The 25,636-nt window shown below is 34.6% G+C and carries 25 protein-coding genes; 7 read left to right on the forward strand and 18 right to left on the reverse strand.

The features are described 5' to 3' along the window. Positions 1–8: 8 nt before the first annotated feature. The 11 genes from P177_RS13090 to P177_RS13140 form a co-directional block, all read right to left on the reverse strand. Positions 9–1,301 (reverse strand): BatA domain-containing protein, encoded by a 1,293-nt coding sequence (locus P177_RS13090; protein WP_036155434.1) that lies wholly within the window; start codon positions 1,299–1,301, stop codon positions 9–11. 1 nt (position 1,302) lies between these two features. Then, positions 1,303–2,202 carry a DUF58 domain-containing protein gene (locus P177_RS13095; protein WP_036155436.1) on the reverse strand — a complete coding sequence of 300 codons (900 nt, stop codon included), beginning with the start codon at positions 2,200–2,202 and terminating at the stop codon, positions 1,303–1,305. 22 nt (positions 2,203–2,224) lie between these two features. Further along, positions 2,225–3,229 carry an AAA family ATPase gene (locus P177_RS13100; RefSeq protein ID WP_036155438.1) on the reverse strand — a complete coding sequence of 335 codons (1,005 nt, stop codon included), beginning with the start codon at positions 3,227–3,229 and terminating at the stop codon, positions 2,225–2,227. Between the two features lie 12 nt (positions 3,230–3,241). Continuing rightward, positions 3,242–3,862 (reverse strand): DUF4159 domain-containing protein, encoded by a 621-nt coding sequence (locus P177_RS13105; protein WP_036155440.1) that lies wholly within the window; start codon positions 3,860–3,862, stop codon positions 3,242–3,244. Between the two features lie 96 nt (positions 3,863–3,958). Further along, positions 3,959–5,275 (reverse strand): TldD/PmbA family protein, encoded by a 1,317-nt coding sequence (locus tag P177_RS13110; RefSeq protein ID WP_036155442.1) that lies wholly within the window; start codon positions 5,273–5,275, stop codon positions 3,959–3,961. A gap of 25 nt (positions 5,276–5,300) precedes the next feature. After that, positions 5,301–6,941 (reverse strand): TldD/PmbA family protein, encoded by a 1,641-nt coding sequence (locus P177_RS13115; RefSeq protein ID WP_036155444.1) that lies wholly within the window; start codon positions 6,939–6,941, stop codon positions 5,301–5,303. Positions 6,942–7,302: 361 nt separating this feature from the next. Then, the gene (locus P177_RS13120; RefSeq protein WP_036155446.1) at positions 7,303–7,674 is read right to left on the reverse strand and encodes a helix-turn-helix domain-containing protein; all 372 of its coding nucleotides are present in this window, start codon (positions 7,672–7,674) and stop codon (positions 7,303–7,305) included. A 9-nt stretch (positions 7,675–7,683) separates the two neighbouring features. Beyond that, positions 7,684–7,980 (reverse strand): type II toxin-antitoxin system HigB family toxin, encoded by a 297-nt coding sequence (locus P177_RS13125; protein ID WP_036155447.1) that lies wholly within the window; start codon positions 7,978–7,980, stop codon positions 7,684–7,686. Positions 7,981–8,160: 180 nt separating this feature from the next. Beyond that, complete coding sequence (locus P177_RS13130) at positions 8,161–8,520, reverse strand: DUF4844 domain-containing protein (protein WP_167333113.1); 360 nt, start codon at positions 8,518–8,520, stop codon at positions 8,161–8,163. A 103-nt stretch (positions 8,521–8,623) separates the two neighbouring features. Further along, positions 8,624–9,373: a LytR/AlgR family response regulator transcription factor gene (locus P177_RS13135; protein WP_036155451.1), complete on the reverse strand. Its 750-nt coding sequence runs from the start codon at positions 9,371–9,373 to the stop codon at positions 8,624–8,626. Between the two features lie 6 nt (positions 9,374–9,379). Then, a complete protein-coding gene (locus P177_RS13140) occupies positions 9,380–12,412 on the reverse strand; it encodes a sensor histidine kinase (RefSeq protein WP_157486558.1) in 3,033 nt (1,010 codons plus the stop codon). Positions 12,413–12,573: 161 nt separating this feature from the next. Here P177_RS13140 and P177_RS13145 point away from each other — a divergent pair, with 161 nt between their 5' ends. Further along, the gene (locus P177_RS13145; RefSeq protein WP_157486559.1) at positions 12,574–13,473 is read left to right on the forward strand and encodes a hypothetical protein; all 900 of its coding nucleotides are present in this window, start codon (positions 12,574–12,576) and stop codon (positions 13,471–13,473) included. 84 nt (positions 13,474–13,557) lie between these two features. Here P177_RS13145 and P177_RS13150 read toward each other — a convergent pair whose 3' ends face one another. From P177_RS13150 to P177_RS13165, 4 genes are all read right to left on the reverse strand, one after another. Further along, complete coding sequence (locus P177_RS13150; protein ID WP_051941833.1) at positions 13,558–14,589, reverse strand: hypothetical protein; 1,032 nt, start codon at positions 14,587–14,589, stop codon at positions 13,558–13,560. Positions 14,590–14,598: 9 nt separating this feature from the next. Next, positions 14,599–15,492 (reverse strand): SH3 domain-containing protein, encoded by an 894-nt coding sequence (locus P177_RS13155; protein WP_157486561.1) that lies wholly within the window; start codon positions 15,490–15,492, stop codon positions 14,599–14,601. Between the two features lie 21 nt (positions 15,493–15,513). Further along, the gene (locus P177_RS13160) at positions 15,514–16,077 is read right to left on the reverse strand and encodes a hypothetical protein (protein WP_036155458.1); all 564 of its coding nucleotides are present in this window, start codon (positions 16,075–16,077) and stop codon (positions 15,514–15,516) included. Between the two features lie 235 nt (positions 16,078–16,312). Further along, positions 16,313–18,460 (reverse strand): VIT and vWA domain-containing protein, encoded by a 2,148-nt coding sequence (locus tag P177_RS13165; protein ID WP_051941834.1) that lies wholly within the window; start codon positions 18,458–18,460, stop codon positions 16,313–16,315. A 194-nt stretch (positions 18,461–18,654) separates the two neighbouring features. Between P177_RS13165 and P177_RS13170 the strand changes: the two genes are divergently transcribed. Further along, positions 18,655–19,113 (forward strand): pyridoxamine 5'-phosphate oxidase family protein, encoded by a 459-nt coding sequence (locus P177_RS13170; RefSeq protein WP_036155460.1) that lies wholly within the window; start codon positions 18,655–18,657, stop codon positions 19,111–19,113. Positions 19,114–19,121: 8 nt separating this feature from the next. Here P177_RS13170 and upp read toward each other — a convergent pair whose 3' ends face one another. Then, positions 19,122–19,775: a uracil phosphoribosyltransferase gene (gene upp / locus P177_RS13175; protein WP_036155462.1), complete on the reverse strand. Its 654-nt coding sequence runs from the start codon at positions 19,773–19,775 to the stop codon at positions 19,122–19,124. Between the two features lie 167 nt (positions 19,776–19,942). Here upp and P177_RS13180 point away from each other — a divergent pair, with 167 nt between their 5' ends. From P177_RS13180 to P177_RS13195, 4 genes are all read left to right on the forward strand, one after another. Further along, positions 19,943–20,788 carry a universal stress protein gene (locus P177_RS13180; RefSeq protein ID WP_036155464.1) on the forward strand — a complete coding sequence of 282 codons (846 nt, stop codon included), beginning with the start codon at positions 19,943–19,945 and terminating at the stop codon, positions 20,786–20,788. Between the two features lie 16 nt (positions 20,789–20,804). After that, a complete protein-coding gene (locus P177_RS13185; RefSeq protein WP_036155466.1) occupies positions 20,805–21,638 on the forward strand; it encodes a universal stress protein in 834 nt (277 codons plus the stop codon). Positions 21,639–21,643: 5 nt separating this feature from the next. Beyond that, on the forward strand, positions 21,644–22,492 hold the full coding sequence (locus P177_RS13190) for a universal stress protein (protein ID WP_036155468.1): 849 nt from the start codon (positions 21,644–21,646) through the stop codon (positions 22,490–22,492). A gap of 62 nt (positions 22,493–22,554) precedes the next feature. Beyond that, complete coding sequence (locus P177_RS13195; protein ID WP_036155469.1) at positions 22,555–23,193, forward strand: hypothetical protein; 639 nt, start codon at positions 22,555–22,557, stop codon at positions 23,191–23,193. Positions 23,194–23,198: 5 nt separating this feature from the next. Here P177_RS13195 and cls read toward each other — a convergent pair whose 3' ends face one another. Beyond that, positions 23,199–24,608, reverse strand: a complete 1,410-nt coding sequence (gene cls, locus P177_RS13200) for a cardiolipin synthase (RefSeq protein WP_036155472.1) — start codon at positions 24,606–24,608, stop codon at positions 23,199–23,201. A gap of 238 nt (positions 24,609–24,846) precedes the next feature. Next, positions 24,847–25,032: a hypothetical protein gene (locus tag P177_RS13205; protein ID WP_036155483.1), complete on the reverse strand. Its 186-nt coding sequence runs from the start codon at positions 25,030–25,032 to the stop codon at positions 24,847–24,849. A 323-nt stretch (positions 25,033–25,355) separates the two neighbouring features. On the opposite strand from P177_RS13205, the gene P177_RS13210 reads away from it, so the two are divergent. Then, a complete protein-coding gene (locus P177_RS13210; RefSeq protein ID WP_036155485.1) occupies positions 25,356–25,565 on the forward strand; it encodes a hypothetical protein in 210 nt (69 codons plus the stop codon). The last annotated feature ends 71 nt before the right edge of the window (positions 25,566–25,636 follow it).

Raw genomic sequence — 25,636 nt, forward strand, 5'->3', positions numbered from 1 at the left:
TGATTCCATTACTGTTTTCGTTTATATGCTACAAAGCGTTCTACAATCAATAATACTAGCAGAACAATCCACAAATACGGATTCAGACTCCAGCTGGCTTGGTGGGTTTTAGATGAGCTACTTTCTATAAAATTAGTTTCTAAATCTGCTTCCGTAACCGAGCGAATATCAGCATTAGCTTGAAGTTCACGTAGCTCTTCATCGACATCTAAAATGCTTAATAAGCTTTCTGTTAATCGCCCAGTTAATGCATTTTCTGTCGTAATTTTTTCTGTTATATAAAAGGTATCATCATCTTCTCCTTTTATTATCAGCGTATTAGAAATGGAATCATTTTTAAATACAAGTGTCTTTCTGGCTGAAACCGGAGCAGGCTTAGTGCTCAACCAAATCATTAAATCCGCTTCCTTATTCTCCAATAGTTCGCTATCTAAAAAACTTTCGACTTTTATTTCTCTATTTAAGTAAGTCGATAAAGCTACCAATGCTGCTTCAATATACCTTTTATCTGTACTTAGACTATCGGTATACACCAAAGAAACTTCTAAAGCAGATTGTTGAATTAAAGGAATTATTACTGAACTTGAACTTGAAACCTGTAAACTATCTCCATTTGATGTTAGTTGGTATGCATCACCTAGCTCAATAGTCTTCGTTGCTATTTTTGAAACTACCGGACTGTTATTGGCTGTAAATAAAGCTATATTTTTTTCTTTCTGATATGCTAATAAAGGCTTCTCAATAGTTTGAGCCGAATCCAAAACTATCCAATTGATATCATGATTAGTTTCTGGTCTTGCTCCTTTTAATCCTTTTGCATATCCATGGGTAAAAACAATAATACTATCAGTTTTCAAGGCATTCATTTCTGATGCTAATGACCAGTAATCTGCACTTCTAAAATCTTGTGAATTGGCATATTCAATATGGTTTTCAGGCAAGCCTGATTGTAAAAGCCTTATATCTTGATCTGCCTGTAAATTAATAAAACGAGCCATGAAATTTTCATTCCGGGCTAATTCAGGTTCAATAACATAGGTCAGTTTACTGTTGTTCACATTTGATTTCCATTGCGGTTTTGCCATGACCAAAGTAATCAGCGAAATAATCGCCATACGCAGTAGCAACAACCACCATTCGTTTAATTGTACACTGCTAGATTGTCTTGATTTTGATTCTGATAGCAGTTGAACACTACCAATTTTTATAGTTTTCGCCTCTTTCTTACTCCATAAATGGATTGCTATCGGAACTAAAAGTCCCAATAAAGCCCATAAATATGAAGGTTGTGTGAATGACATATTAACCGAGTCGTTTACGTTGTTTTAAAAATAATAGTAATGCTTCACCCAAGTGTGCATCCATACGAAAGACATGGTGGTCTATTCCGTTAGACAGTAATTCTTCTTTAATACTTTTCAATCTGTTTTCAAGAGCATTCAAGTATTCGGTTTTTGCCTGCTGCGTATCCACCTTTATTCTTGCCCCTGTTTCCCAATCTTCAAAAGTGACGTTTGATCCATAGCTAAAATCCATCTCCGCGGCACCCATAACTTGCAACACCACAACCTCGTTTCTGGCGGATTTTAATCCTTTGATAAACTTTGAAATCTCATCACCTGTTTCATACATATCGGTCAAAAAGAAAATCAATTCTTTACCGCCTCTATTCGGAATACGCTTATTAGCAATATGGGTTTCTGGCCATTTACCAGAATTAGAAAGATTAATTAATTCTAACAGCAACCTGTTGTAATGCTTTTTATCTGCCTTGGGGTAAATACTGACTACATCATTTTCATTGAGTGCAAAAAGACCAACTGAATCTCCTTGCTTATGAGCCATATATGCTAGTGTAGCCACCAAGACACGTACAAAATCAACTTTCGACAAGTCTTTTTCTTTATGCAGCATTGAAGCACTGGCATCAACAATGAACTTGATGGTTACCTGACTTTCTATTTCCGATTGCTTTATATAATATCTGCCAGAACGCGCTAACATTTTCCAGTCCAACAAGCGTAAATCGTCACCGGGTTCATAGCCTCTATACTGACTAAACTCCATACCAGGACCTACACTAGCGCTTCTATTTAAACCAGACGTAAAGCCCTCGACCACAATACGTGATATCAAGGAAAGTCCCTCAACCGTATTGATGACCTCTGGTTTTAATAAATCTTGATAGTCCTGTTTTGCCATATACTCGATAATGGAGCGTTGTTTATTTGCCTTTTATTTCAATAGTGTTCAGTAAATGCTTAGCTACTTTATCTGAAGCTATGCCTTCTGCCTCTGCCCTGAAATTTACCAAAACCCTATGGCGAAGTACTGGCAACGCTACACTTTTAATATCGTCTAGGCTAACCGCTAACCGACCTTCTAACAATGCATTAGCCTTTGCCGTTAAGATCATTGCTTGACCTGCACGCGGACCTGCACCCCAGTCTACCCAGTCTTTAACATAAGCATCTGTTGTGGTTTCCGGTCTTGTAGCACGAATCATATCACTCACAAAACTGATTAATGCATCGCTTATAGAAACTTCGCGAACTAACTGCTGTAACCGTACAATATCATCACCAGAAATTACCTTGTTCAGCTTCTTTTTTATACCTCCCGTAGTTGCCTTTAAAATGGTTTCCTCATCTTTCTGAGTAGGATATCCAATTTTGATGTACAGTAAAAATCTGTCTTGCTGAGCTTCCGGCAGTACAAATGTACCTGACTGTTCAATTGGGTTTTGTGTTGCTAGAATGAAGAATGGTTTATCTAAAGGATATGTTTTATCGCCATAGGTAACTTCAAATTCTTGCATCGCTTCCAACAATGCTGCCTGAGTTTTTGGTGGAGTACGGTTTATTTCATCCGCAAGTATAATATTAGAAAATATAGGTCCTTTATTGAACTTAAAGAACTTTTTACCTGTAGTATGGTCTTCCTCCAATATCTCGGTTCCGATAATATCTGAAGGCATTAAATCGGGTGTAAACTGTATCCTTTTAAACTTTAAATCTATTGCATTTGCCAATGTTCTGATCATTAAGGTTTTTGCCAAACCAGGCACACCTTCTAACAAAGCATGACCACCAGCTAAAAACGTAATCAGTAATTGCGATACGGTTTCTTCTTGACCTATAATCACTTTTCCAATTTCTTGCTTTAAAGCATTCAATTTACCGGAAAGCATTTCCACCTCATCTGCAATACGTTGTAATTCTTTATCCATTCAAAAATGTGTTTATGAGGTTAAGGCGTACATGACGATGTTTACCCCAAACCGTGTATTGTCTATTTTATACCAACGTTTATTTCTAAAATCATAATCCCATTCGCAGCCGTAATCTTTATTACTGTACAGGACCCCTATTCTGCCATTGATGACAATTGCCTTTAAATAATCATGCACCAAATCATCTCCCCAGCCGTTCAGCTCTTGTGATGTGGTTGGTGGTCCATCTTCAAAGTCAAAGAATATGGTATAGATTTCGTGGTCGTTGGGTATTTTTTTTAATTCTGACGGACCAAATATTTCTTCCATTTGCCTTTCAAAAGATTTAGCGAACAATCCGTCTATATCATGATTGCAATCATCTGCGAAAACGAAGCCTCCGTTGCGCACATATTTCTCAAAATTCTCTTGCTCCTTTTTGGTAAACTCCACCAATTTATGCCCTGAGATATAGCAAAACGGACTCTTAAAAATATCATCGCTCGCTAGTGTGATTATCTTTTCTTGGGTGTCTACTTTCAAGGTGGTGTACTCTACCAATGAATTCAACAAATTAGAAGGCATACGTTGATCCACATCCCAATCGCCGGACTCATACTGTAATCTCGTGAAGAAAAATTCGTTGCTCAAGGGCAATTGATTTGTGTTTTTATTCCGATAGAAAAAAGAAAAAACTGGTTGTCGTGACGTGTCACAAACAACCAGTTTAGATATTCATAATATCATTTATACGGCATCTGAAAGACTGGTGAACGTAAAGTCACGAACCTTCATATATGGTATTAGATTACCATTGATACGTACTTGCTGCCCAAGGGTTTCCAAATTGTTTAACATGATGATCGGACTCTCATTAAACCTGAAGTTTTTTACAGGGTATTTAATTTCTCCGTTCTCGATGTAAAACGTTCCATCCCTTGTTAGTCCCGTATATAATAAGGTCTGCGGGTCAACGCTACGTATGTACCATAAACGTGTTACCAGAATTCCCTTTTTGGTACTCTTGATCAATTCTTCTAAACTGGCATCGCCACCGGTCATAATCGCATTCGACGGAAAAGGAACTGGCTCAACACCTTTCTCTTTCGCCCAAAAACGATCATAAGCCAAGTTTTTAACGACTCCGTTTTCAATCCAGCTTGTCTTTTTTATAGCTTGCCCTTCGCCGTTCCAAGTTGCTGTAGGCACTTCCGGATTCAATGGATCTGAATAAATATTAACGCGTTCGTCAACTATTTTCTCGCCAATTTTATTTTTACCATCTGGTGCAGACATAAAGCTTCTACCTTCATCTGCAGAACGTGCATTTAATGATCTAAACATATTACGCAACAAATCTGCCGATGCAGCCGGTTCTAATATCACTGTATATTTACCTGGCTCTATTGCTTTTGCTTCTCTAGATAATACTGCCTTGTCGATTGCGGTTTTTGCAGCTTCATCAGCATCAAACTTATCAACATCGTTAAAATCTCTTTTTACCCAACCAGAACCGGTACCGTCATTGGTACGCATGGTTACCGTAAAATCGACATCTGTAGATTGGTTGTAAGCGAACAATCCCTTAGAATTGATCATTGCATTAAAACCAGCGGAATCATTTAAAAAACCTGCTGCGGTAACATCTTTTGCAGCTGCAGGAACAATACTGCTGCTCGCTACTTCTGCTCTATATTCCGGAGTTACATTGGCAGTTGATTCACTATATGTAATTGCTTCATCATACATTTGCGGACCTAAAGGTTCCATAAACTCAGGATTCTCAGGAGATAATTGCGCCAATTCCTCGGCTCTTCTTACTACCTTTTCTAATGATGCATCATCGAATTCATCAATAGTTGCCGTACCTGATTTTTTACCAAAACTAGATTGTACCGCCAAACTTTGATTAGAACTGTACCCAGATGTAGATACCGTATTTCGTGCATATCTTATATTACCGCTGTTATAACCGCTTAAATTTATCTCGCAGGTATCGGCTTTGGAAAAGCTCAATGCTTTCTCCAATATTTTTCTTGCTTCTTCTTTTGTATAAATTGCCATTGTTGTTCTTTTTTGGGTGAAACAATTAAATGTTTCTACCAGTGTTAATTACGTTTACATCATTGAACCTGGCAGTAGAACTACCATGAGATACTGCGCTCACCTGAGAAGGCTGCCCTTTACCATCGAAGAATGTACCAAACAAACGGTAATCATCTTTATCGCAAATCTTAACACATGAATTCCAAAACTCCTGGGTATTTGATTGGTATGCTACATCTTCTAACATACCCACGATTTCACCATTTTTAATTTCATAGAAAACAGTACCACCAAATTGGAAGTTGTAACGTTGCTGATCTATGGAATATGATCCACGACCCGCTATATAAATACCTTTCTCTACATCTTTGATCATTTCAGAAATAGAATACTTCTCTTTGCCCGGCTCTAAAGAAACATTAGGCATACGCTGAAACTGAACATCGTCCCAGCTTTGTGCGTAGCAACAACCGTGAGATTCCTCTTCTCCGATCATATGTGCTTGGTCACGTATCGCTTGAAAATTTGTCAGTACTCCGTTACGTACCAAATCCCACTTCTTAGCTTTCACTCCTTCATCATCATATCCAACAGCGCCTAAAGAACCAACTTGGGTCTTATCTGCAACAAGGTTTACAATATCGCTACCGTATTTAAAATTACCCGATTTCAATTTATCTAAAGAAGCGAAACTAGTACCGGCGTAATTTGCTTCGTAGCCTAATACACGATCTAATTCTAATGGGTGACCTACAGATTCGTGAATAGTCAATCCAAGGTGATTGGGTTCTAATACCAAATCATATTTACCGGCATCAACTGACTTTGCCGTTAGTTTTTCTTTAGCTTGTTTCGCTGCCATAGTAGCATCTTCTACCATGTCATAACTATTTCTGTATAAACGTAATCCTGCAGGACCTTCAAGTTTTTCAGATTCTAATCCGTCTAAATACTCATACCCCATACCTACGGGAGCACTCATATTCTCTCTAGTCTTAAAAGTACCCGCAGCTTTATCAACTGCAGTAACTCTCAAAGTAGGCCACAAACGATGTATGTCTTGATCTATATAAGAACCATCGGTAGATGCAAAGTATTTTTGTTCATTTACCATGAATAAAGCGGAATTCACAAAGTTTGCTCCGTTATCCAAAGCGGCAGCATTTGCGCTTAACAAAAGGTCTACCTTTTCTGAAACAGGTACTTCTTTAAAGTCTTTCTTAATCGGTGTTTTCCAAGAAACTTCTCCGTAAGCATTTACGGGAGCCAGTTTTACCGGCTCTTTTTGAATTTTAGAATTTGCTTTGGCGATTGCAACAGCTTGTTCAGTTGCTTTTTTAATACCGTCTTCGGTAACGCTATTGGTTGAGGCAAAACCCCAAGTTCCATTAGCAATAACACGAATACCGATACCGAAAGATTCTGTATTTACTACATTCTGTACTTTATCTTCCCTAGTGAATACATATTGGTTAAGGTACCTACCAATTCTGGTATCTGCATATGTTGCTCCTAAAGATTTGGCGGTGTTCAATGCCACATCTGCCATTCTCTTTTTCACCAAGGTATCCATACCAGGTTCTAGTAAAGCCTCCGTGGGGATGTCATTTCCTAGCAATAATGATGGCATCATTAGTGCTCCGGCACCCAACCCGGCGTACTGTACAAAATCTCTTCTTTTCATCTGTTAGTTTTATAGTGTTTCAATGTTGTTAGCGTTGTTCTTTAAGAAAACAACTATTTCAAAGCTTACCATATGTAATAAGGACAACTCGCGAATATCCCTTTTTACGGTTAGTTTGAAATATGTAACTGAATTCGTGCCCTCTAAAAATAGTTAGGCTTTTGAAACTATTATGTTAACCTTAACATAAATTATAACATTCAATACCGCTTTTGAGAATAATATAAAAATGTGGTATTGATTTTTTGTTCTTCGGAAGAGTGATAAATGGGAATTTAGGATTGGGGTATTTTTTATTATTTAACTAAACTGATTCACAATGGAAATCAAGATATTGATAAACTTAGCTTTTTAAGCTATTCTACTTCTTAGAAAGTTCATAATTATTAACCAATACGGAAGCAGAAATATGAAGTATTCGTTCTAATTCTCTAATCATATCAACCGTTAATTTTTTCTTTCGATTTAAAATTTCAGACACTCTACTTTTTCCGCCGATAATACCGACTAAGTCCTTCTGACGAATATTTAATTCTTCCATACGAATTTTAATTGCTTCAATAGGGTCAGGGGCTTCTATCTTATAATGTTCATTTTCATAATTCTCAATAAGCAAAGAAAGTATTTCCCCTTCATCTCCTTCTTTTGAATTAATGGGGGCATCAAAAATTACTTCCAATCGCTTTAGTGCGTTTCGGTAATCAATATCAGATTTTATAGGTTTCAATTTCATACTACTTATCTAGATTGTATCTGCATTTATTTTGTCATATTCAGCATGGGTACCAATAAACCTAATAAATGCCCATTGTTTTTCATAATTAAACTTTACAATAAGGCGGTAAGAGTTCCCTTTTATATTAAAAACAACTCGACCATCTTTAAGAATGCTAGCATTAATGTAGGTCTGTTTTACATCATTTGGAGAAAACCATTTTGCACTTTTTGCGGTGTCATACCAAGTTTTTAAGTACTGTTCCGAATCTGCATGCTTTTCCCAGAATTCACGAAGCGTACTTTTTGCAATTATTCTCTTCATTGATAAAACTATAAACAAATATACTAAAAGTTCTCAAATAACGAACAATCAATGTTTTGCTTCAAACAGGATGACTATTTAATAACCTTGTTAAAAGATAAATTGAATTTTAAATTACGTCTTAAAAGGAAAATAAGAACTTTGTATTAGCTCTTAAGTCCGAATAATTTTTAAACTTAATTATTCAAGACTAATATTATACATAAACTTCATAAGAAGTCCATTTGAACTCTGTAATTCCACTATATCCATTAACTCCATAAAATACCCGCAAATCCTTTCTCTGTCTTCTGTGTCAATATCTAGATATACATCAGAAAATCGTTTAGTTCCTATTGCAATTTTTTCAAGATATATAGAATCAGTTGGGTTTTCCATTTGGGAAACAAAAAGAAAATCCTTTGCAGCTAGATTTATTTTATCTGTTAAAATGGGCTTTAGTTTTTCAATACCAATACCCGGATAATGACTTTCCTTTACAAATTTTTCTTTTTCAATGAATTTCTCAATTTCTTCTTTTGCACCTATCGGAGTATGCATATTTGTTGTTTTTTGGGCGTTAGTTACAAACGTGCAAAAAGTCAATAGAATTACAAATAATTTCATTTTTTTATAATTGTGATTAATAATGATTGCTGATCACCTACCTATGCATCTTATCTAAAATCTCAATAATCTCGGTTTTCTTACGGACAGAAACCGGAACATTCTCCCCATTCTTTAGCATTAAATAACCGCCATCGGTTTTTATATAAGCACTAATGCATTGCAAGTTGACCAAGTGACTTTGGTGCACACGAACAAAATCGTGACTGCTTAATAAATCGGCAAAGTATTTTAAGGTCTTTGTTACGAATATCTTGCGTTTATCCTGTAGATGAAAAATGGTGTTGTTACTATCAGATTCGCACCGAATAATGTCATCTAAGCTGACAATGATAATCTGGTCCAGCGTGTGTAACGATATCTTATTTGGTTTTTTCTCGGGTGCAGAAATAGTCTCCTTTAAAATCTGTAAACGTTCTTTATTAGGCTGTAATTGCTCTTTTGCCCTTGCTATCGCCAAACTTAAATCGGCATTTGAATAGGGTTTTAATACATAGTCGATTGCTGCGAATTTGAAAGCACGAATTGCAAATTCATCACTTGCAGTTACGAATATGATTTTGGATTTTAAATCCGGAAAAATCTCTAAAATATCAAAGCCAGTACCATCACCCAGCATGATATCCAAGAACAAAATATCTGGTTGATTCTTACGCAGTACCTTGGCGGCTTCCACTACACTCTGTGCCGTTGCGATAATTTCAATTTCTGGGTGTTGCGTCTCAATATCCTTCTTTAAAAGGGTTAACGCGTCAATCATATCTTCTACTATTATCGCTGTATGCATAGGTGTTTAATAATCTGTTAGTAAAGGTATTTTAAAAGTAATCTTGGTACCTTCAATACTACCATCTTCATTTTTGATTTCACTGATCTGCAAGCTGTTTTTACCTGCAATGGATTCCAATCGTTCTTTGGTTACCGTTAATGCCATTGATTGATGATCCGTTTTTGGCTTTTCGCTTTGCGACTTAAAAATACCTAATCCGTTATCAATAATACTACATTGTAAATGGGTCTCGCTAGTACTAAAACCTATCTCAAGTTTGCCCGGCTTTTCGCCTTTCAATATACCATGTCTAATTGCATTTTCCACAAAGGGCTGAATCAACATTGGCGGAATCAATATCTCTTCTGCATCAGGATCAGTTTCTACATCAATAGTATACACAAAAGGTTTTTGTGCCATTAATTGCTCTACTTCTATATAGTGCCGTAATGCTTTAATTTCTTGGTCTAAACTAATATATTCTTTCCTTGAATTCTGAAGTGTTTCTCTCAATAATATGGCGAAGCTATTTATGGTGGTATCCATCTTTTCTGGCTTGTTGCCTGCCATCGCTTTTATCCCATTTAAAACATTGAATATAAAATGCGGATTCATTTGTAATTGCAATGCTTTCTGCTCTAAGGTTAGTAGATAATTCTGTGTTTTCAATCGTTCTTGCTCCGCTTTGTTCTTTGCTTTTATCTTACGAATGTAAAACCACCCAATACCTAACAATACAACAATTGCCAATGCTAAAACCGACCATTGAAACCAGTCTTTTTTGTACAGCGGACTATCAATAAAAAAACCGAATTCTATAGGATCACTTTCTTGCCATCTGTAATTTCTAGATTGTACTTGAAAAGTATGGGATCCATAAGCCAGACCCGCAAAATTTTGCTTGTTCTCTTTTACCCACGGACTCCACTCCGTTTCATCTAATCGTGTTCTGTACTCAATTTCATTTGGGTGATCCACATCTACCGTTCTGAATGAAAAACCTAATTGTGTCTGCTCTGGAGTTAGTTGTAGTACCTTGTTACTATTTGTCCAGTCTTTTAAAATTAAGGAATCAATATTCTTATACCGCTCCTCTACTCCCGTAAAATAAACTGTTGGTGGTAACGATGCCTTTTTGCTTTCACTAGGCACATGTTTGGTCAATCCGTAAATGGCACCAAACCATAGATTTCCAGAGTCATCTTTATCTACGGCATTTAAACAGGTTTCTATTCCTAGAAATCCGTCATTTCTACCAAAGTGATAGACGTCTACAATTTCGTTATCAGGATTTAATTCTATTTTATCCACTCCCCTTTCTGAGCCTGCCCATATATATCCTTGGTCATCGAAAATGAGCTGATAGATGTTATTAGAAGATAAATTCTTGCTTCCTTTTAATTGCTGAAAATTTACAGGATTAGTGCTGTTCGCATACCAAATACCCTTACCTGATGTACCTAAGAAAATAGTATCATCATAAAACAAAATGGTATTAACTGCAGTTTGTTGTTCTAAACCGGTTTCAATATTGGTAACCTTGTTATTTTCTATATACCCTAAATGACCATTTTGCGTGGAATACCATAGCTTACCATCTGGTGCTTTTACCATGCCTTTTATCAGCATATCGGTAATGCCATTTCGTTTAGAAAAAGTTTTTCTAACCACAAGGCTGTCATTATCTGAATAGTAATTGAATTTCACAATACCATGAGCATACGTAGCTGCCCAGATATAATCATCTTCGGCAATTACGGTACGCACCCAATCTGAAGGAAAGCCTTTGCTCTCATCAATGATATGATTGGTGGTTCTTTCAACGGAAACGGTATCTATCTGAATTAAAAAAGTTTCGCTTGATGAGAACACTAAACTATCAACCATTTTAGTTTCTCGAAATAAAAGCCCTCTATTGTCTGATCCTGCCCAGATATTGCCTTTTGAATCGCTATCGATTGTCTTAATCTTAACATCGAAAAATGTACCCTTACTTGGTAATGCGTGAATACCCGAGGAATCGATTTTTGCCAAACCAGCTTCTGATGTGGAAAACCATAATCCGTCTGCAGCATTATGCACTACATAAACCCGATTTCCCTTAAGACCTGATCTTTGATTATAGTGCTTAAAGTTATTCTGAAAGTATTTGTAAAATCCGCCACCAGATGTAGCAACCCATAAATTGCCATTGTCATCTTTTACTACTTTTCTAATATGCGGAGTTGCTAAACCACTAGCTGTATTCAATTGTTTTACCTCTGCAAATTTATTCGTTTCTACAATAGCAATGCCCTCATTGTCAGTAGCTACCCATAACTCATCTGTATTTTGAATTGACATGGAGTTTATACGCGATGGTTCTGGCATTAGAAACCTGTCATCGTTATTATCTTGATTGATGATAAATACACCATCATCAAAAGTAGCCGCAAGAATTTTGTTTTGATTTGCAATAACGGACTTGAAATTATTGACTTCTAATTTTGTTTTTTCTGTTGCTGAATCTCTTAATTCATTAAGTTTCCATAAGCCATTATTGGTTGCTAACCAATAGTAATTTCCATCAAAAAGGATGGAATTAATTTCACTAGAATCTATTTCAGCATTTATAGAAATCTTGCTGAGTTTACTATTTTTAGAGTAGCTATAAAGTCCTTTTTTAGTACCCACATACAGCACATTTTCAGCAGTGTAGAATTGTAGTATTTGTGGGGAATTAAAATTTACAAAGTTGTTCTTTACTTTTATGGAAAGTCCTTTTCTGGTTCCCACAAAAAGGGAGTCGTTTGCAGTATGTAAGGCGTCAATATAATTAGAAAGTAAACCGTCACTTTCGTTCCATACTTCAAAGTTTTCTCCGTCAAAATTTGCTAATCCGCCACCCTGGGTTCCTAACCACAGGTAGCCCATTTCATCTTGTAGCACATCATATACTTGAGATTGTGGTAAACCATCTGCAATGGTATATGCTCGTAGCTGACTGTTTTGCGCAGCAACGTACATTGTTCCAAAGAAACAAAATACCAATAAGAAGTATTTACTAAGCAGATTCAAAAATGGGTTGTCTTTTAAGTAATTAGTTAACGCTATTTCAGCTATAATATTTGTTTGGATACGTTAATAACGAACATCGCAATAAATTTTTGATTAATACGGAAACCCGTAAAATTCTTTTAAAACTAAAAAGTAGATTTGAATATTCAAATACAAATACTATGGCTGGAATTTTAGGAATATTAAGCGTTTTATTATTCATCGCACTAATTATAGGAATTATAAAACCATCATTAATCTTACGTTGGACAAATAAACCAACGCGTTTAAAAGTCATTGGATATTGGTTTTTAAGTATAATTATTACTGGAATTCTAGCAGCTATATTTGTTGATACATCTATAGATTCAAAAACTAGTATTAAAAATGCTAATAAAAATATAGATGAAGAAAATTATTCAAAAGCAATTTCAACATTACAAAAAATTAAACAATCTGATTCTCTATATAACCATGCACAGACGCTTATTAAAAAAGCTGATAGTCTAAGCAATCTAACTGCAGAAGAAAAACTAGCTGCGAATGAAATTAAAATTGAAAACGCCAAAAAAGAGGAGATTTTAAAGCAAAAAGAACAAATTGAACGAGAACTAAATTCAATAAATGTAGGAATTGATTTTGCTAAAGGCAGTACCATTGAAGAACTTCAAATGGATATAGTTATTTTCGGAAGTTGGGCAAAAATAATTAAAGATGCTGAAGATTCAGAAAATTTAGAAATTAAAAATTTGGGGAAAGAATTAAAATCAAAAGTTTCGAAAATACAGATAAATGAATTTCCTAAATTGAGAGCTCAATATGCCAAAATTGTCGCCAAAAAAATGTGGGAGAATGACATTTATGTGTCAACTAACGGTAGAGGTAATAAATACATTAATTTTAGTGGTGGAGTTTTTGCTGCAAATAAAAACAAACAAGAGTTTCAGACACAAGTACAGGAAGTACTAAATATGTTTAGGTTTAATCAATCGAGATACCGTTGGTACAAAGAAGAAAACGAATATACATTTTATACTATGTATGAAGGAAAAGATTCAGAATTAGTGACATTTGAAAAATAAATAAGTATTAGATTTAATAGTATATTTTCTATATAAAATAGAATATCTTTTAAAAATCAATCACCTTTTAAACTTTATTTAATCCTATAATATTTGATATAATATAGGGTCTTGTATGTTTGTGTTTTGGTACTCACGGGTATCATTAGCCTGCAAAATAGGTGCCAATACGCAGAGTACGGTTGTTTTTCCTTTTATTATTAATTTATTTCCTTGTACAGTACTTCTCCAACGGAATTTTTCTATCGGAATGTTCAATTTAAAAAGTACCTCAGCCATTTCTGGAGATTCTGAAATCCAATCCATAATTGCTTCTTTGTCTTCTAAAGTAGGAATATCGGTAACAGTATCAAAAGTAAACTCCCAATCTATCGGAATATTAAACTTGAAACTATAGGCTTTACCAAATGAAGACTCTTGCCTTGTCTTTAACGCAGTAAACCAATCGATAGCTACATCAGGATATGCTTGTTTAAACTCCTTTGCAAGATGCGCAGGTCCTTTAGATTCTGCTGTTGGGTAATAGCCGTAGTAGGGCTTTGCCAAATAGTGATTTGCATATTTACCACCGAATACATTAAAATATGAGGACGCCACTACTTGCTCTGCTTTAAACGTATTTTTCAATTCTTGAAGTAAGGGTTGATTTTCTCCTAATCCGCACGAATGAAATATGATTTTAGAACTACTAGCAATGTTCTCACAAATCGTTTCTATACTATAATCTTGTATTGCATTTTGTAAAGTGGAAACAGTAATTCGCTCTCCTGTTTTTGTAGTCTTTAAAGACATGCCCAACCAGGCATTGCTATGGCTTACAATGTGTATTTCTTTAAAACGCACTTGATTTTCTCCTGCACTATTTAGATAACTTAAAATCTCATCAATAGCATACAAACTATCTACAATTGGCATTCCTTGCTTTTCAAAATACTGCTTGGCATTGCTATAATAGGTGTTATCACCTTCATCAAAACCAGCAATAAAAACAATAGCTTCTTGTACCATTTCTTTTTTGGTAGGTGAAGCAAGTGCCGCTCCCGACTGTTGCGAAAACGGCTTCTTACTACCTAGCATTAATACATAAACCAATACTATAATTAAACACTTATTCATAATTATTTTTTAAAAGTCTATACTAACTACAGCATCATCCTTAACCTCACGAACTTGTTCTTTTTCTGTCAACTTAGAGCCGTTCCACACAAACGAAGTTGTAATGAATTCTACGTTGTTTTGAGCTAATGCATCATCAAGTGTTTTGATGTTTTTTGTAATGGTCGTTTTCAACAAAATAGTACTCTTTACACCTTGCATATCCGACGGAAAAACAAAAGACTCGGTCTTTAAGTAATTGGTGTCTGCATAATCTATTAAATCCGCCACTTTCTTGAATCTACCATTATTCCAAAACAGGTAACTTTTACCTACTTGGTAACCTGTGTCTTTATCAGCTAAATCTACTGTGATTACATCTTCAACATTGAACAAACCTAAACTACCGTGGTTTTCAATATGAACCGGAATCGCAGCCAAACTATCTAACACCATTTTGTCTAATTGTTGTCCGTTTTTAAAGGCACGTAACTGGTATTTTACTTCTGTAATACCTGATTCGTTTTTGGCACTACTTTCATAACCATACACAAACTTCACTTGGTTGTCTGCAATACTCCCAAAGGATTTTTGAGCGATCATACCTCCCCAAACCCATCCGGTTTCATTGCCTGTGGTTACTCGGTACCAGTGGCTATTGATGCCATCTATTTCTTTAGAGTACATGCTTTTTTCCCACAGTACCATTTTAGTTCCAATATCTAGAAGTGTTACTTTTTTACTTCTAACAGATGGCTTTTCACGAAGAAATACTTTGTGAGCCAATAAATACTCATATGTTAATTCTTCTGCAGGAATATCTTTATCCATCACTTCAAATTCTACTTGTTCTATACTTTGGGCGAACATGTTTACAAATGCAAATAAGCATAGGAATAAGGCACTTTTCTTTAAGTTTTTCATAATTCTAAATTTTAAGGGTTATTAATAATTAATTGCTGTAATAGCGTCTTCAGTATCAAAATCATCGTCGTTCCAGGCGATGCTTCTAAGTACTTTAATGTCTTTAATAGTAGCTGTTTCTGTGTATTCTAATGCTGCTCTTAGTATGGTTCCTTCTTTACCGAATAATTGGTTAGGAAAAATGTAGTGTATGTCCAAAATAGGTTCGTAGGCATACTCATTTTTTATACTTGGCAACGCGATAAAATCATTGTCATTACTTACCAAATAATAGAACTCTTCTGTACTTGAACAACAAGCGTTATATTCTAGTGTTACTTTTAAGATTTCATTGATATCTTCTAAATCCGGATTGCTTAAAACCGAGATGCGTATTTCATCTAATAAACCTAAATCGGCAATTGACAATGTCGCAACATGACTTTCTGGATTGTTTGATTCGATTACGTCTACCAACCAGGTGTCTTCGTCTTCTTGACCACTACTTCTTTGGTTCGTGATATCATACGTATCTGTTAATTTAAATTCCTGTGCATTGGTAATACAAATGCTGAATAAAAAGGCGAATAAGATTAAATTTTTCATACTGTTATTTTTAGTTGTTTTCTTTCTACACTACTAAATTACAGTAGAGACAGGGCTTTTAAGGGGGTCTTCTAGTATTCGTAGCACCTCATCTAGTATTCGTTGAATATGCTGTAATTATTTATTCTGTACCTGTTCTTTATTGAGTTTATTACAAAAGAAAAACCTGCAAAATGTTACACATCTTACAGGTCTTCTTCTCCATAAGGAGAACCAACTAACAAAAACTAACTACCTATTTTTTCAGAGTTACGGTCATTTCTTTTTTAACGGATTGTAAACTGATTTTCTCCAATTCTAATTGTATGGTTTTATCTATCGTCCAGCTACCATTTTCTAATTTCTCCACACGTATAACCTTGCCTTGTGCATTGAATTTTATGCGTAAACTTTCATACTTTTTTAAGTACTCAGTTATTAGTTTGGTATACATCACTTTGAACTCCATCGTCAATTGTCTTTTTACATTCTTCTCTATTTCGTTTTCAAAATCTATGGTAAAGGTACGTTTGAATTTGCTACTCTCTTTTACCTCTGCTTCTGCACCAACGGCTGAATTATTTACATTATTAGGCATTGGCAACGGTTGCTTCACTTTGGTCAATGTGCCGTCTTCATTTACAATGGCTTCATCTACCGCTACAAAAGATGTGTAGTTGGTTAGCAAATTGTATTTTAATCCCAATTCAATTACTTCTGCTTTTACGTCTTCATTAAATAAGTTGCTGTAATCATCTAACTCCCCTATTTTCTTTCTTGCCCATAAGTAACGTAATGCTTTGTTCTGCTTACTTAATTGTCCGTCAGATACATTATATACTTCTCTAAATCGCTTCTTGCCTTGGTAACCGGTAACTATAATTTTCCCTTCTGCCTTGCCCCTATATTTTCCATGGATAACAACTGGTCTTGCCGCAAAAACATCTGGTATACTCTTTTGGGCTAGGTCATACATTTCAAAGCCTTTTGCCTCTACTTTTACTCTCGTCAATAATGGTGTAGCAATATATTTCGCAAAGTCTTTGGCTACTTCTGCCGCTTCTTCAGATGTCGTTGCAATAAAGGATTCACTATTAGAAACCTTTGCCATACCTTCTATTAAATACCTATTGACGCTAGAACCGATACCGAATGTAAATACATTGGCTTTATCTAGATTTGAGCTGATCAGCTCAAAAGCTTCTTTTTCTACACTTACGTAGCCGTCTGTAATAATGACCATAGAACGGGCACTACCCATATCTTTTCTTGGTAGTTTATATGCCTCGTGTAGTGCACTTAATAATTGGGTGCCTCCACCGCCTTGACCATCGGATAAAAAACGAATGGCTGCTTCAATATTCTGCTCGGTCGATTCTACCGGTGTGGGGCTAAAAACAGTTGAACTAGATGCGAATAACTGAACATTGAAGGTATCGCTCATTCGTAAATTGCAAAGTAGGTTTCGCATTAATTGTCTTGATACTTCTAAAGGGTATCCGTTCATAGAACCTGATACGTCTACAATAAATAAGTACTCACGTGACGGAATATCTTCTAACTCCACATTTTTACTTGGCTCCATTTGATAGGTAAAAAAGTTCTCATCTTCCCCCTCATACATCAACAATCCCGTTTGTATCTGGTTACCTCTTAGGTTATAATTCAAGATAAAATCTCTGTTCGACGGATTCTTATTCCCTTCGGATAAAAAGACTTCAGCTGTTTTTGCATCAGGATGCCTTACAGTTACTTTATGACTTGTACTGTTTATATTCTGAATGATCATACCCGCATTTAAGGTTACCGTCATATCAAAATCAAAACTATCTGCAATACCCTTTGTCGTGTATGGCATATTATAGCTCTCTTCATTTTCAGTGCTCTCACCAGTAAACCTTGGACCCACAACACCTGGTGCTACAAATTGATATTCCCCATTTACAGGCACCAATATTTCTGTGTAATAGATATCCATGGCAATTTCATCGCCAGGCATAATATTACCCACATTCATTTTAAACACGTTGGGTCTGTCTTGATCTAGTTTCGCTGCTCGCTTGCCTTCGCTTAAAGCAGTTTCATATACTTTTTGGGCTTCTTGCTTTTCAAATATTTTGGCATTGACAATTCTATTGCCAATAGTCATCTGCATTTTATGAACCGCTGCCTGTGTAGAAAGCGGAAATATATATTTTGCTTCTACTGCCCCTGCTCCCTTATTTTGATATATCTGTGTTACCCGAACATGAGCAATAGTACCAGATATTTCAACTTCTGTTTTTGAAGATTTTAAAGGAATAACCGCATCTTCTGTAGATACCAATAAATACGGACTGTCATTATCTTGAGAAAAGCCTGTGAAGATGGTGCAACACAGTAAAAAGGTGTAAAGTAGTTTCATGATCGTAGTTTTAGATTATTATTATTTGAAGTCAAATCTAACTGCGAACTACTCGTAAAATGGGTGCCTTTTAGTATTCGTTGGGTATGAACTAGAATTCGTAGTTCACTATAGCTTTTCAACTACTGACGAATATCATGTACCACTAATTCAATGATTTATACTTTTATCGCATCAACAAACAACAATAGGTCATGAGAAGGAATTTAGATGAAAAGGAATGTGCAGCATTACTAAAACAAAACTACATTGGTAGACTGGCCTATATTTCTGGTGGATGCCCACATATTGTACCTATCACCTATTTCTACGATTCAGATACCAATACCTTAACAAGCTATTCTTCTGAAGGTCATAAGATTCAAGAAATGAGAAAAAACCCATCTGTGTGTTTATCTATAGATAACATTACTTCTATTTCTAATTGGAAATCTGTGTTGGTTCAAGGCACTTTTGAAGAACTTTCGCGTATTGATGCTAAGCATATGCTACATGAATTCTCTGAAGGCGTTAAAGAAGTAATATCAGAGAATTACGGTAAAAACCCTAAATATATAAGTGAGTTTTCTGCAAAAATAGACACTGAAGTTGCTCCTATAATTTTTAGAATCAACATCAACCAGTTAATCGGAAAACTAAGAAACAAAAATTGATTTCATATTTACATTTTAGATCCATATGCCAAATCACCGGCATCTCCTATGCCCGGTATAATGTAGCCACGTGCATTCAATTCTGGATCTACAGCAGCAATCCATAAATGTGTACTTTCCGGGAAAATGTTTTTTATATAATCTATACCTGCCTTAGACCCAATTACCGATACAATATGAATTTGTTTTGGTGTTCCATGATCTTTTAAACCCTTTAATACATTTTCTAGGGTTCTGCCTGTTGCTAACATAGGATCTGTAAGTACAAGAACCTTACCTTCTAAAGAAGGTGCAGCAAAATAATCTACCACGACTTCAAAATCATCTTCGTTGTTTTCATGTTTACGATAGGCAGATATAAATGCATTTTCAGCCGCATCAAAATAATTTAAAAGCCCTTGATGCAATGGCAAACCCGCTCTTAAGATAGAGCATATAACTACTTGATCTTTACTTAAATACATAGATTTACTACCTAATGGAGTTTCTATATTTTTAGGATTATAAGATAGTTCTTTACTAAACTCATAACCTAGCACCTCTCCTATTCTTTCTATATTTCTACGAAATCTCATAGGGTCTTTTTGAACCTGTATATCGCGTATTTCTGAAATAAACTGATTAAGAACTGAATTTTGGTCTCCTAAATTATGAATGGTCATGAATGCAGATATTTATTCTAAAGTTATGTTTTGAAACTTAATCTTTAATTAAAGCACATAAAAATACACATTGTTGAACACAGATTTGACAAAATTTGATCATGATATTTATCATAGGATTTTTTTGTGTCCTCTTTTACTTTTAGGTGGTCAACAAATGAAAACTCATGAAACAAATATTATTACCTACCGATTTTTCTGAAAATGCCGATCATGCCATTTCGTATGCCTTAAATATATTCAAATGTGAACGTACCCATTTTTACTTCATTCATGCTTATGCAGATGAAGTATATGGACCTTATCATAATGTAGACAAGGATACATTCGTCAAACAAAAAAATAGTATTGCCGAGGAATCTGAGAATAAATTACAAAAGCTTGTTGCGGATACGCAAACAAAAACACATAACCCATTGCATAAATATGAGGCAATTTCTTCTTTTGAATCTTTGGTGGATGCTGTAAACAACTTCACCGATAAAAAGAACATAGACTTGGTAATTATGGGAACCAAGGGTAAAACTGCCAACTCTAAAATCTCCTTTGGCAGTAATACCGTGCAAGTATTTAAGTATGTGAAATGTCCGGTTTTGGCTGTACCTGATCAATATAGTTACAACCAACCTAAGAAAATACTGTTTCCAAGTAACTATATGCTTCCTTATAAACGTCGAGAATTAAAACTGTTGGATATTATGGCAGGAGAATTCAAAGCAGAAGTTATTAGTTTATACATCTCTGACTTTGAAGATTTAAGTCTTAGACAACTAGATAACAAAAAATTCTTAGAAGAATCTTTACCCCATGCTAGATTATCATTTACAAGAACGGGTGTCAAGAACAGGGCAAATGCGATTACCGAATATATAAAAGAGCATGATATAGATTTACTGGTAATGGTAAACTCAAGACATTCTTTTTTAGAAGATTTACTCTACCAATCCACAATTGATGAAATTGGTCTTTCCTCTACTACTCCGTTTATGGTAATGCAAAATCTACCTCGTTAATTAAAATTCTTCGTCCATGATTAAAATCCTAATTCCTACAGATTTCTCTAAAAATTCTTTAACGGCTATACGTTATGCCCTTAAATTATATAAAGACATAAATTGTACTTTTTATCTTTTAAATAGTTACATGCCTCCAGTATACCATACCGAATATTTAATGGGTAGCCCAGCGCAAATAGGTCTTGGAGATATCGTACAACAAAACTCGCAGGATAATCTTGAGAACCTTAAAGAAAAATTACAAAAAGAGTTTAAAAATCCTTTACATACTTTCATTACTCATTCTGCGCTAAACGTGCTTTCTAGTGAAGTTACCAGAACGGTGGAAGCTGAGGGTATAGATATTGTTGTAATGGGAACTCAGGGCGCTACAGGTGCCAAAGAAATTTTGTTAGGTACCAATACGGTGCACGTTATCAAAAATTCTAAATGTCCAGTTTTGGTCATTCCATCAAAATATGAATACGAAGCACCTACGCAAATACTTTTCCCAAATGATTTTGAAGTGTCATTAGATAAAAAAAGTTTGGCACAATTATTAAAGATCACCAATTATCACGTATCGCAGGTAAATGTAATGCATGTTGATACTGGGGATGTTCTTACTCCTACTCAGGAAAATAATAAAAAACAATTGAGTAAAGTATTATCTGAAAGCGGATTTTTTCATGAAGTTAAATGTAATGAGATTATTGCGGCTATAAATGAATTTCAGATAAAGCAAAAAATAAACTTATTAGTCATGGTACAAAACAAGCATACCTTTTTAGAACGTTTGTTTATTGAGCCTGTAATCAAGAAAATAGGCTTTCATGTAACAGTGCCATTTTTAGTAATTCCACAATAATAACTATGAAAACCAAAAACATTCTTGTAGCAACAGATTTTTCTAATGAAGCCTATAACGCGCTTTTTTATGCTACCCAAATTTTTGCGTCGACAGCATGCACATTTCATATAGTTCATGCCTATGATGATATTGTTTTGAGTGCAAAAAATGCACTATTTACAGGTAAAAAAGAGATGGAGCATTTACAAAACCAATCTCAAGAAAACTTGACGAAAACAGTACATAAAATTGTACTTGACACCGGTAATGAAATACACAAATTCAACACTATTTCTAGTAATGGTAGTCTTGCCAGTGTAATATCCAAAACGATAGATACTCATGATATTGATTTGGTAGTTATGGGTAACAAAGGTAAAACGGGCGCCAAAGAATTATTTATGGGCAGCAATACCATTCAAATTGCCAATACTATTACTACATGTCCCATTCTCGCCATACCTAGAGAAATTGCATTTAAACCTATTGAAGAAATCGCTTTTGTTACCGATTATAAAAAAGGATGTACTAAAATTTCTATTTCTATGCTGTTAGATATCTCGTCAATTTCAGATGCTTCAGTTGTGGTTCTGCATATTAATGAAGAGGAAGTAATGACTTCTAAACAGGTATCCAATCAAAAACTATTAGATACCTGCTTATTAAAAACACCGCACAGCTATGATGAGATTTGGAACTATGCCGATAAGGCAAATGTTATTCAAGATTTCATAGCTGAAAGAGAGATAAATATGTTGGCAATGGCGTATCATAGAAGAAAATTCTTTGAACGTTTTTTACATGAGCCCGTAATTATGGATTTAAGTATCTATGCCACTATTCCGTTTCTAATTCTACCGGTACAAGACTGATATTTATCATATTGAATTAAAAACTGGAACCCTATTTTTAGTACATATTTGAATTCAAAATAATGAAAAAAATAATCGTAATTATTTCTCTAATGCTAACAAGTTGCTCTTCTATTAATTTAGTTGAAAATTGGAAAAACCCAGATATCGTTTTATTCAATGCGAATAAAGTTCTTATCGTCGGCATGACACAAAATGATAATACACGAGAAAACTTTGAGACTAAACTACGAAAAGAGTTTACCAGTAGAAATATAGAAGCATGGCGCAGTTTAGATATTTTCGACCTGTCCCTGACTGATTCCCGTAAAACCGAAAAAGAACTAGACGATGTGGAACAAAGTCTTTTAGATAAAGATTTTGATGCCATTTTACTTACAAAAATCATAGGGTCTGAGAGTCGCGAAAATTTTATAAAATCTATTTCTAGATGGGATGACCACCAGTCTAGATTCAACGATGATTATTTAGAACACCAAGGTATTTATTACGATGACAACTACTACGACCAATATACTATTTACCATGCAGAGACTACATTATATTGCATTTGTGAAGGTAAAGAAAGAGCTATGATATGGAGGGGAATCATCGAAATCACTGAGCCTAACAATATTGATAAGGCAATTAAAGATTACGTTAAAATGATTATTGTTGCGATGGAAGATCAAGATTTGGTATTTACTTCTCAAGTTAATTAGTAAACCTAGAACAACGGACTCAGTACTTTACCTACACCTTCTTTGAGCTTTTTGCTCCAAGGTCTTTTGATAAATTCATCATAGATTAATTCATTACTGATAAGACAATCCTTTAGAAAATCTTCTTTCAATTGTTTGGCAATTTGTTTGTGATACATAATTGCATTTACCTCATAATTTTGCTCAAAGCTTCGGTCATCTAAATTTGCCGTACCTATAGAAGATATGGCATCGTCACTCACCATTATTTTACTATGTAGAAAGCCGTCGGGGAAAAGATATATCTTAATACCTGCTTTTAAAAACAACTCAAAATAAGAATGTACAGACCAACTTACCACCTGGTTATCTGCCTTTTCAGAAACTAGCAGCCTAACATCTACCCCACTTAATGCCGCAGTTTGCAATGCCCTGACCAATGCCTGCCCTGGTATAATATATGGGTTGGTAATATAAATATAGTTCTTGACCATATTTATCATAGAAAAATAAGTCTGCTCTAACACAGGAAAATCATCATCTGGACCACCGGCAACAATTTGTACCAATTCATTAGAATTAGCATCTGGTTCATCAGGCAGAGGTAGATTTATAGGTTCTAATAATTTTGTACTTACCAAATACCAGTCTGTCATAAATACTTGATCTAATTGCATGGCTGCAAGTCCTATAAGTCTTAAATGCATATCATGCCATTTACCAAGACCAACCTGACCTTTTAAATATTTATCGGAAACATTAATACCACCGGTAAATGCAATTTCACCATCTACAACGATTATTTTTCGATGGTTTCTAAAATTCAATGAATAAAAGTACCTGCCAAATTTAAACGGTAAAAAAGAATATACTTCTACACCAATTTCTATAAGTTTCTTAAGGTATTTTTTACTTAAAGAGAAACTGCCAATGCCATCATAAATCATTCTTACCGATACACCTTGAGCTATCTTTTCTTCAAATAATGTCAAAAGTCTATTAGCTAGATCTCCGTCTTCATAAATGTAATATTGAATATGTATTCTGACTTTTGCTCCTTCTAATGCATCAAATATTGTTTCAAAAGTTGTTCTGCCGTCTTTCAATATTTTTAAATCATTATCTGAAGTTGGCGGAAAATGAGAATTCTTATAACTAAGTGTCATCAATTTACCATACTTACCCTCAAATACATTTTTCTGTTCCGGATTTGGCTTAGGTAATCTTTTGAACAAGTCTTTTTTATTCTGAATAAGCTTATACCTTCTTCGATTTCTACCCAATAATAAATAAAGGAAAATACCACCCACAGGTAGTGCAAAAATGGTTAAAAGCCAAGCTAGACTTTTTGTAGGCTTTGCACCATACAACAATATCGAAAATACAATAGACAATGCTACTACAATATAAATACCAATAAAAATTGAAGTCCACATGAGGTGCTTGTATTTTTAAGAAGTTTACAATTACTTCAAATCTCGTTAAACGGCAATGTAGCTATCAATTTCTGAAAAAAACATGATAAATATTAGCCATTTAAAAATAGCATTTGTTCATAAATAATATTCTAAGTTTTTCATATGAATTTGAAGAGAATAAACTAGAATAAACATTGTTCCAAGTCTTAAATTAAAGCATAAAAAAACCGAGATTTTCATCTCGGTCTTTTCTAAACTATTTTAAAGCCTTTCTAAGTTTTGCTTTTTTGTTTTCAAGTCTTTTGACCGAAGTGCTCAACTTGTTTTTTACTTTTTTGATTTCACTTTTCTTAGCATTTTTCTTTTTTGCTTTTTTCAATTCGCTTTTAAGACTTTCTACTTTTTTAGCTGATTTGGTAACTTGTTTAATCTCTGCTTTCATTCCTTTAGTTAATTTATATAGTGTTTAATTTAAAAAACTTCTTTAGAAAGTTATAGTCTTCAAAGTATCCTCTTCTCTAAAATTAAGTTGTGGTACTCATCTTATATTTTTAATCGCTATAACCTTATCACTGTTATATTATTTTATTTACACAAAATTAACATTAAATTTACATTGAAGCAAAACTTTATCTAACTGATTTCTTCAAATTAAACTAAAATCCTACAAGTCTATTAAATCAATTTACTTTACACGAAGATGACTTTGGTCTTAATTTTTCAACATAATTACCCAGGGCTATATCGAATTTTAGACGAAACCCCATGACCTCACCTGTAAGTAAACGTACACACATGATTATGACCATCATGATAGTATGCATAAAGTTCTTAGTTACAGCCGTAATGAGTAATATGCTTGTTAAATTAGGAATTGCCCTATTTAAAGGTTCAAAAGTAACTGGTAAATTAGTGGGCTATACTTTTGCAGGTATTATTGTAGTTGGTTTTTTATATGCTGTGATTGCCAAATGAAATTATGCTTCTAAATTTCAGAATTAAACTATATAATTTGCAAATGTCGCCTGTAGTAACTTCTCAAAAAA

This window comes from Maribacter forsetii DSM 18668 (assembly GCF_000744105.1).
Lineage (GTDB): Bacteria > Bacteroidota > Bacteroidia > Flavobacteriales > Flavobacteriaceae > Maribacter > Maribacter forsetii.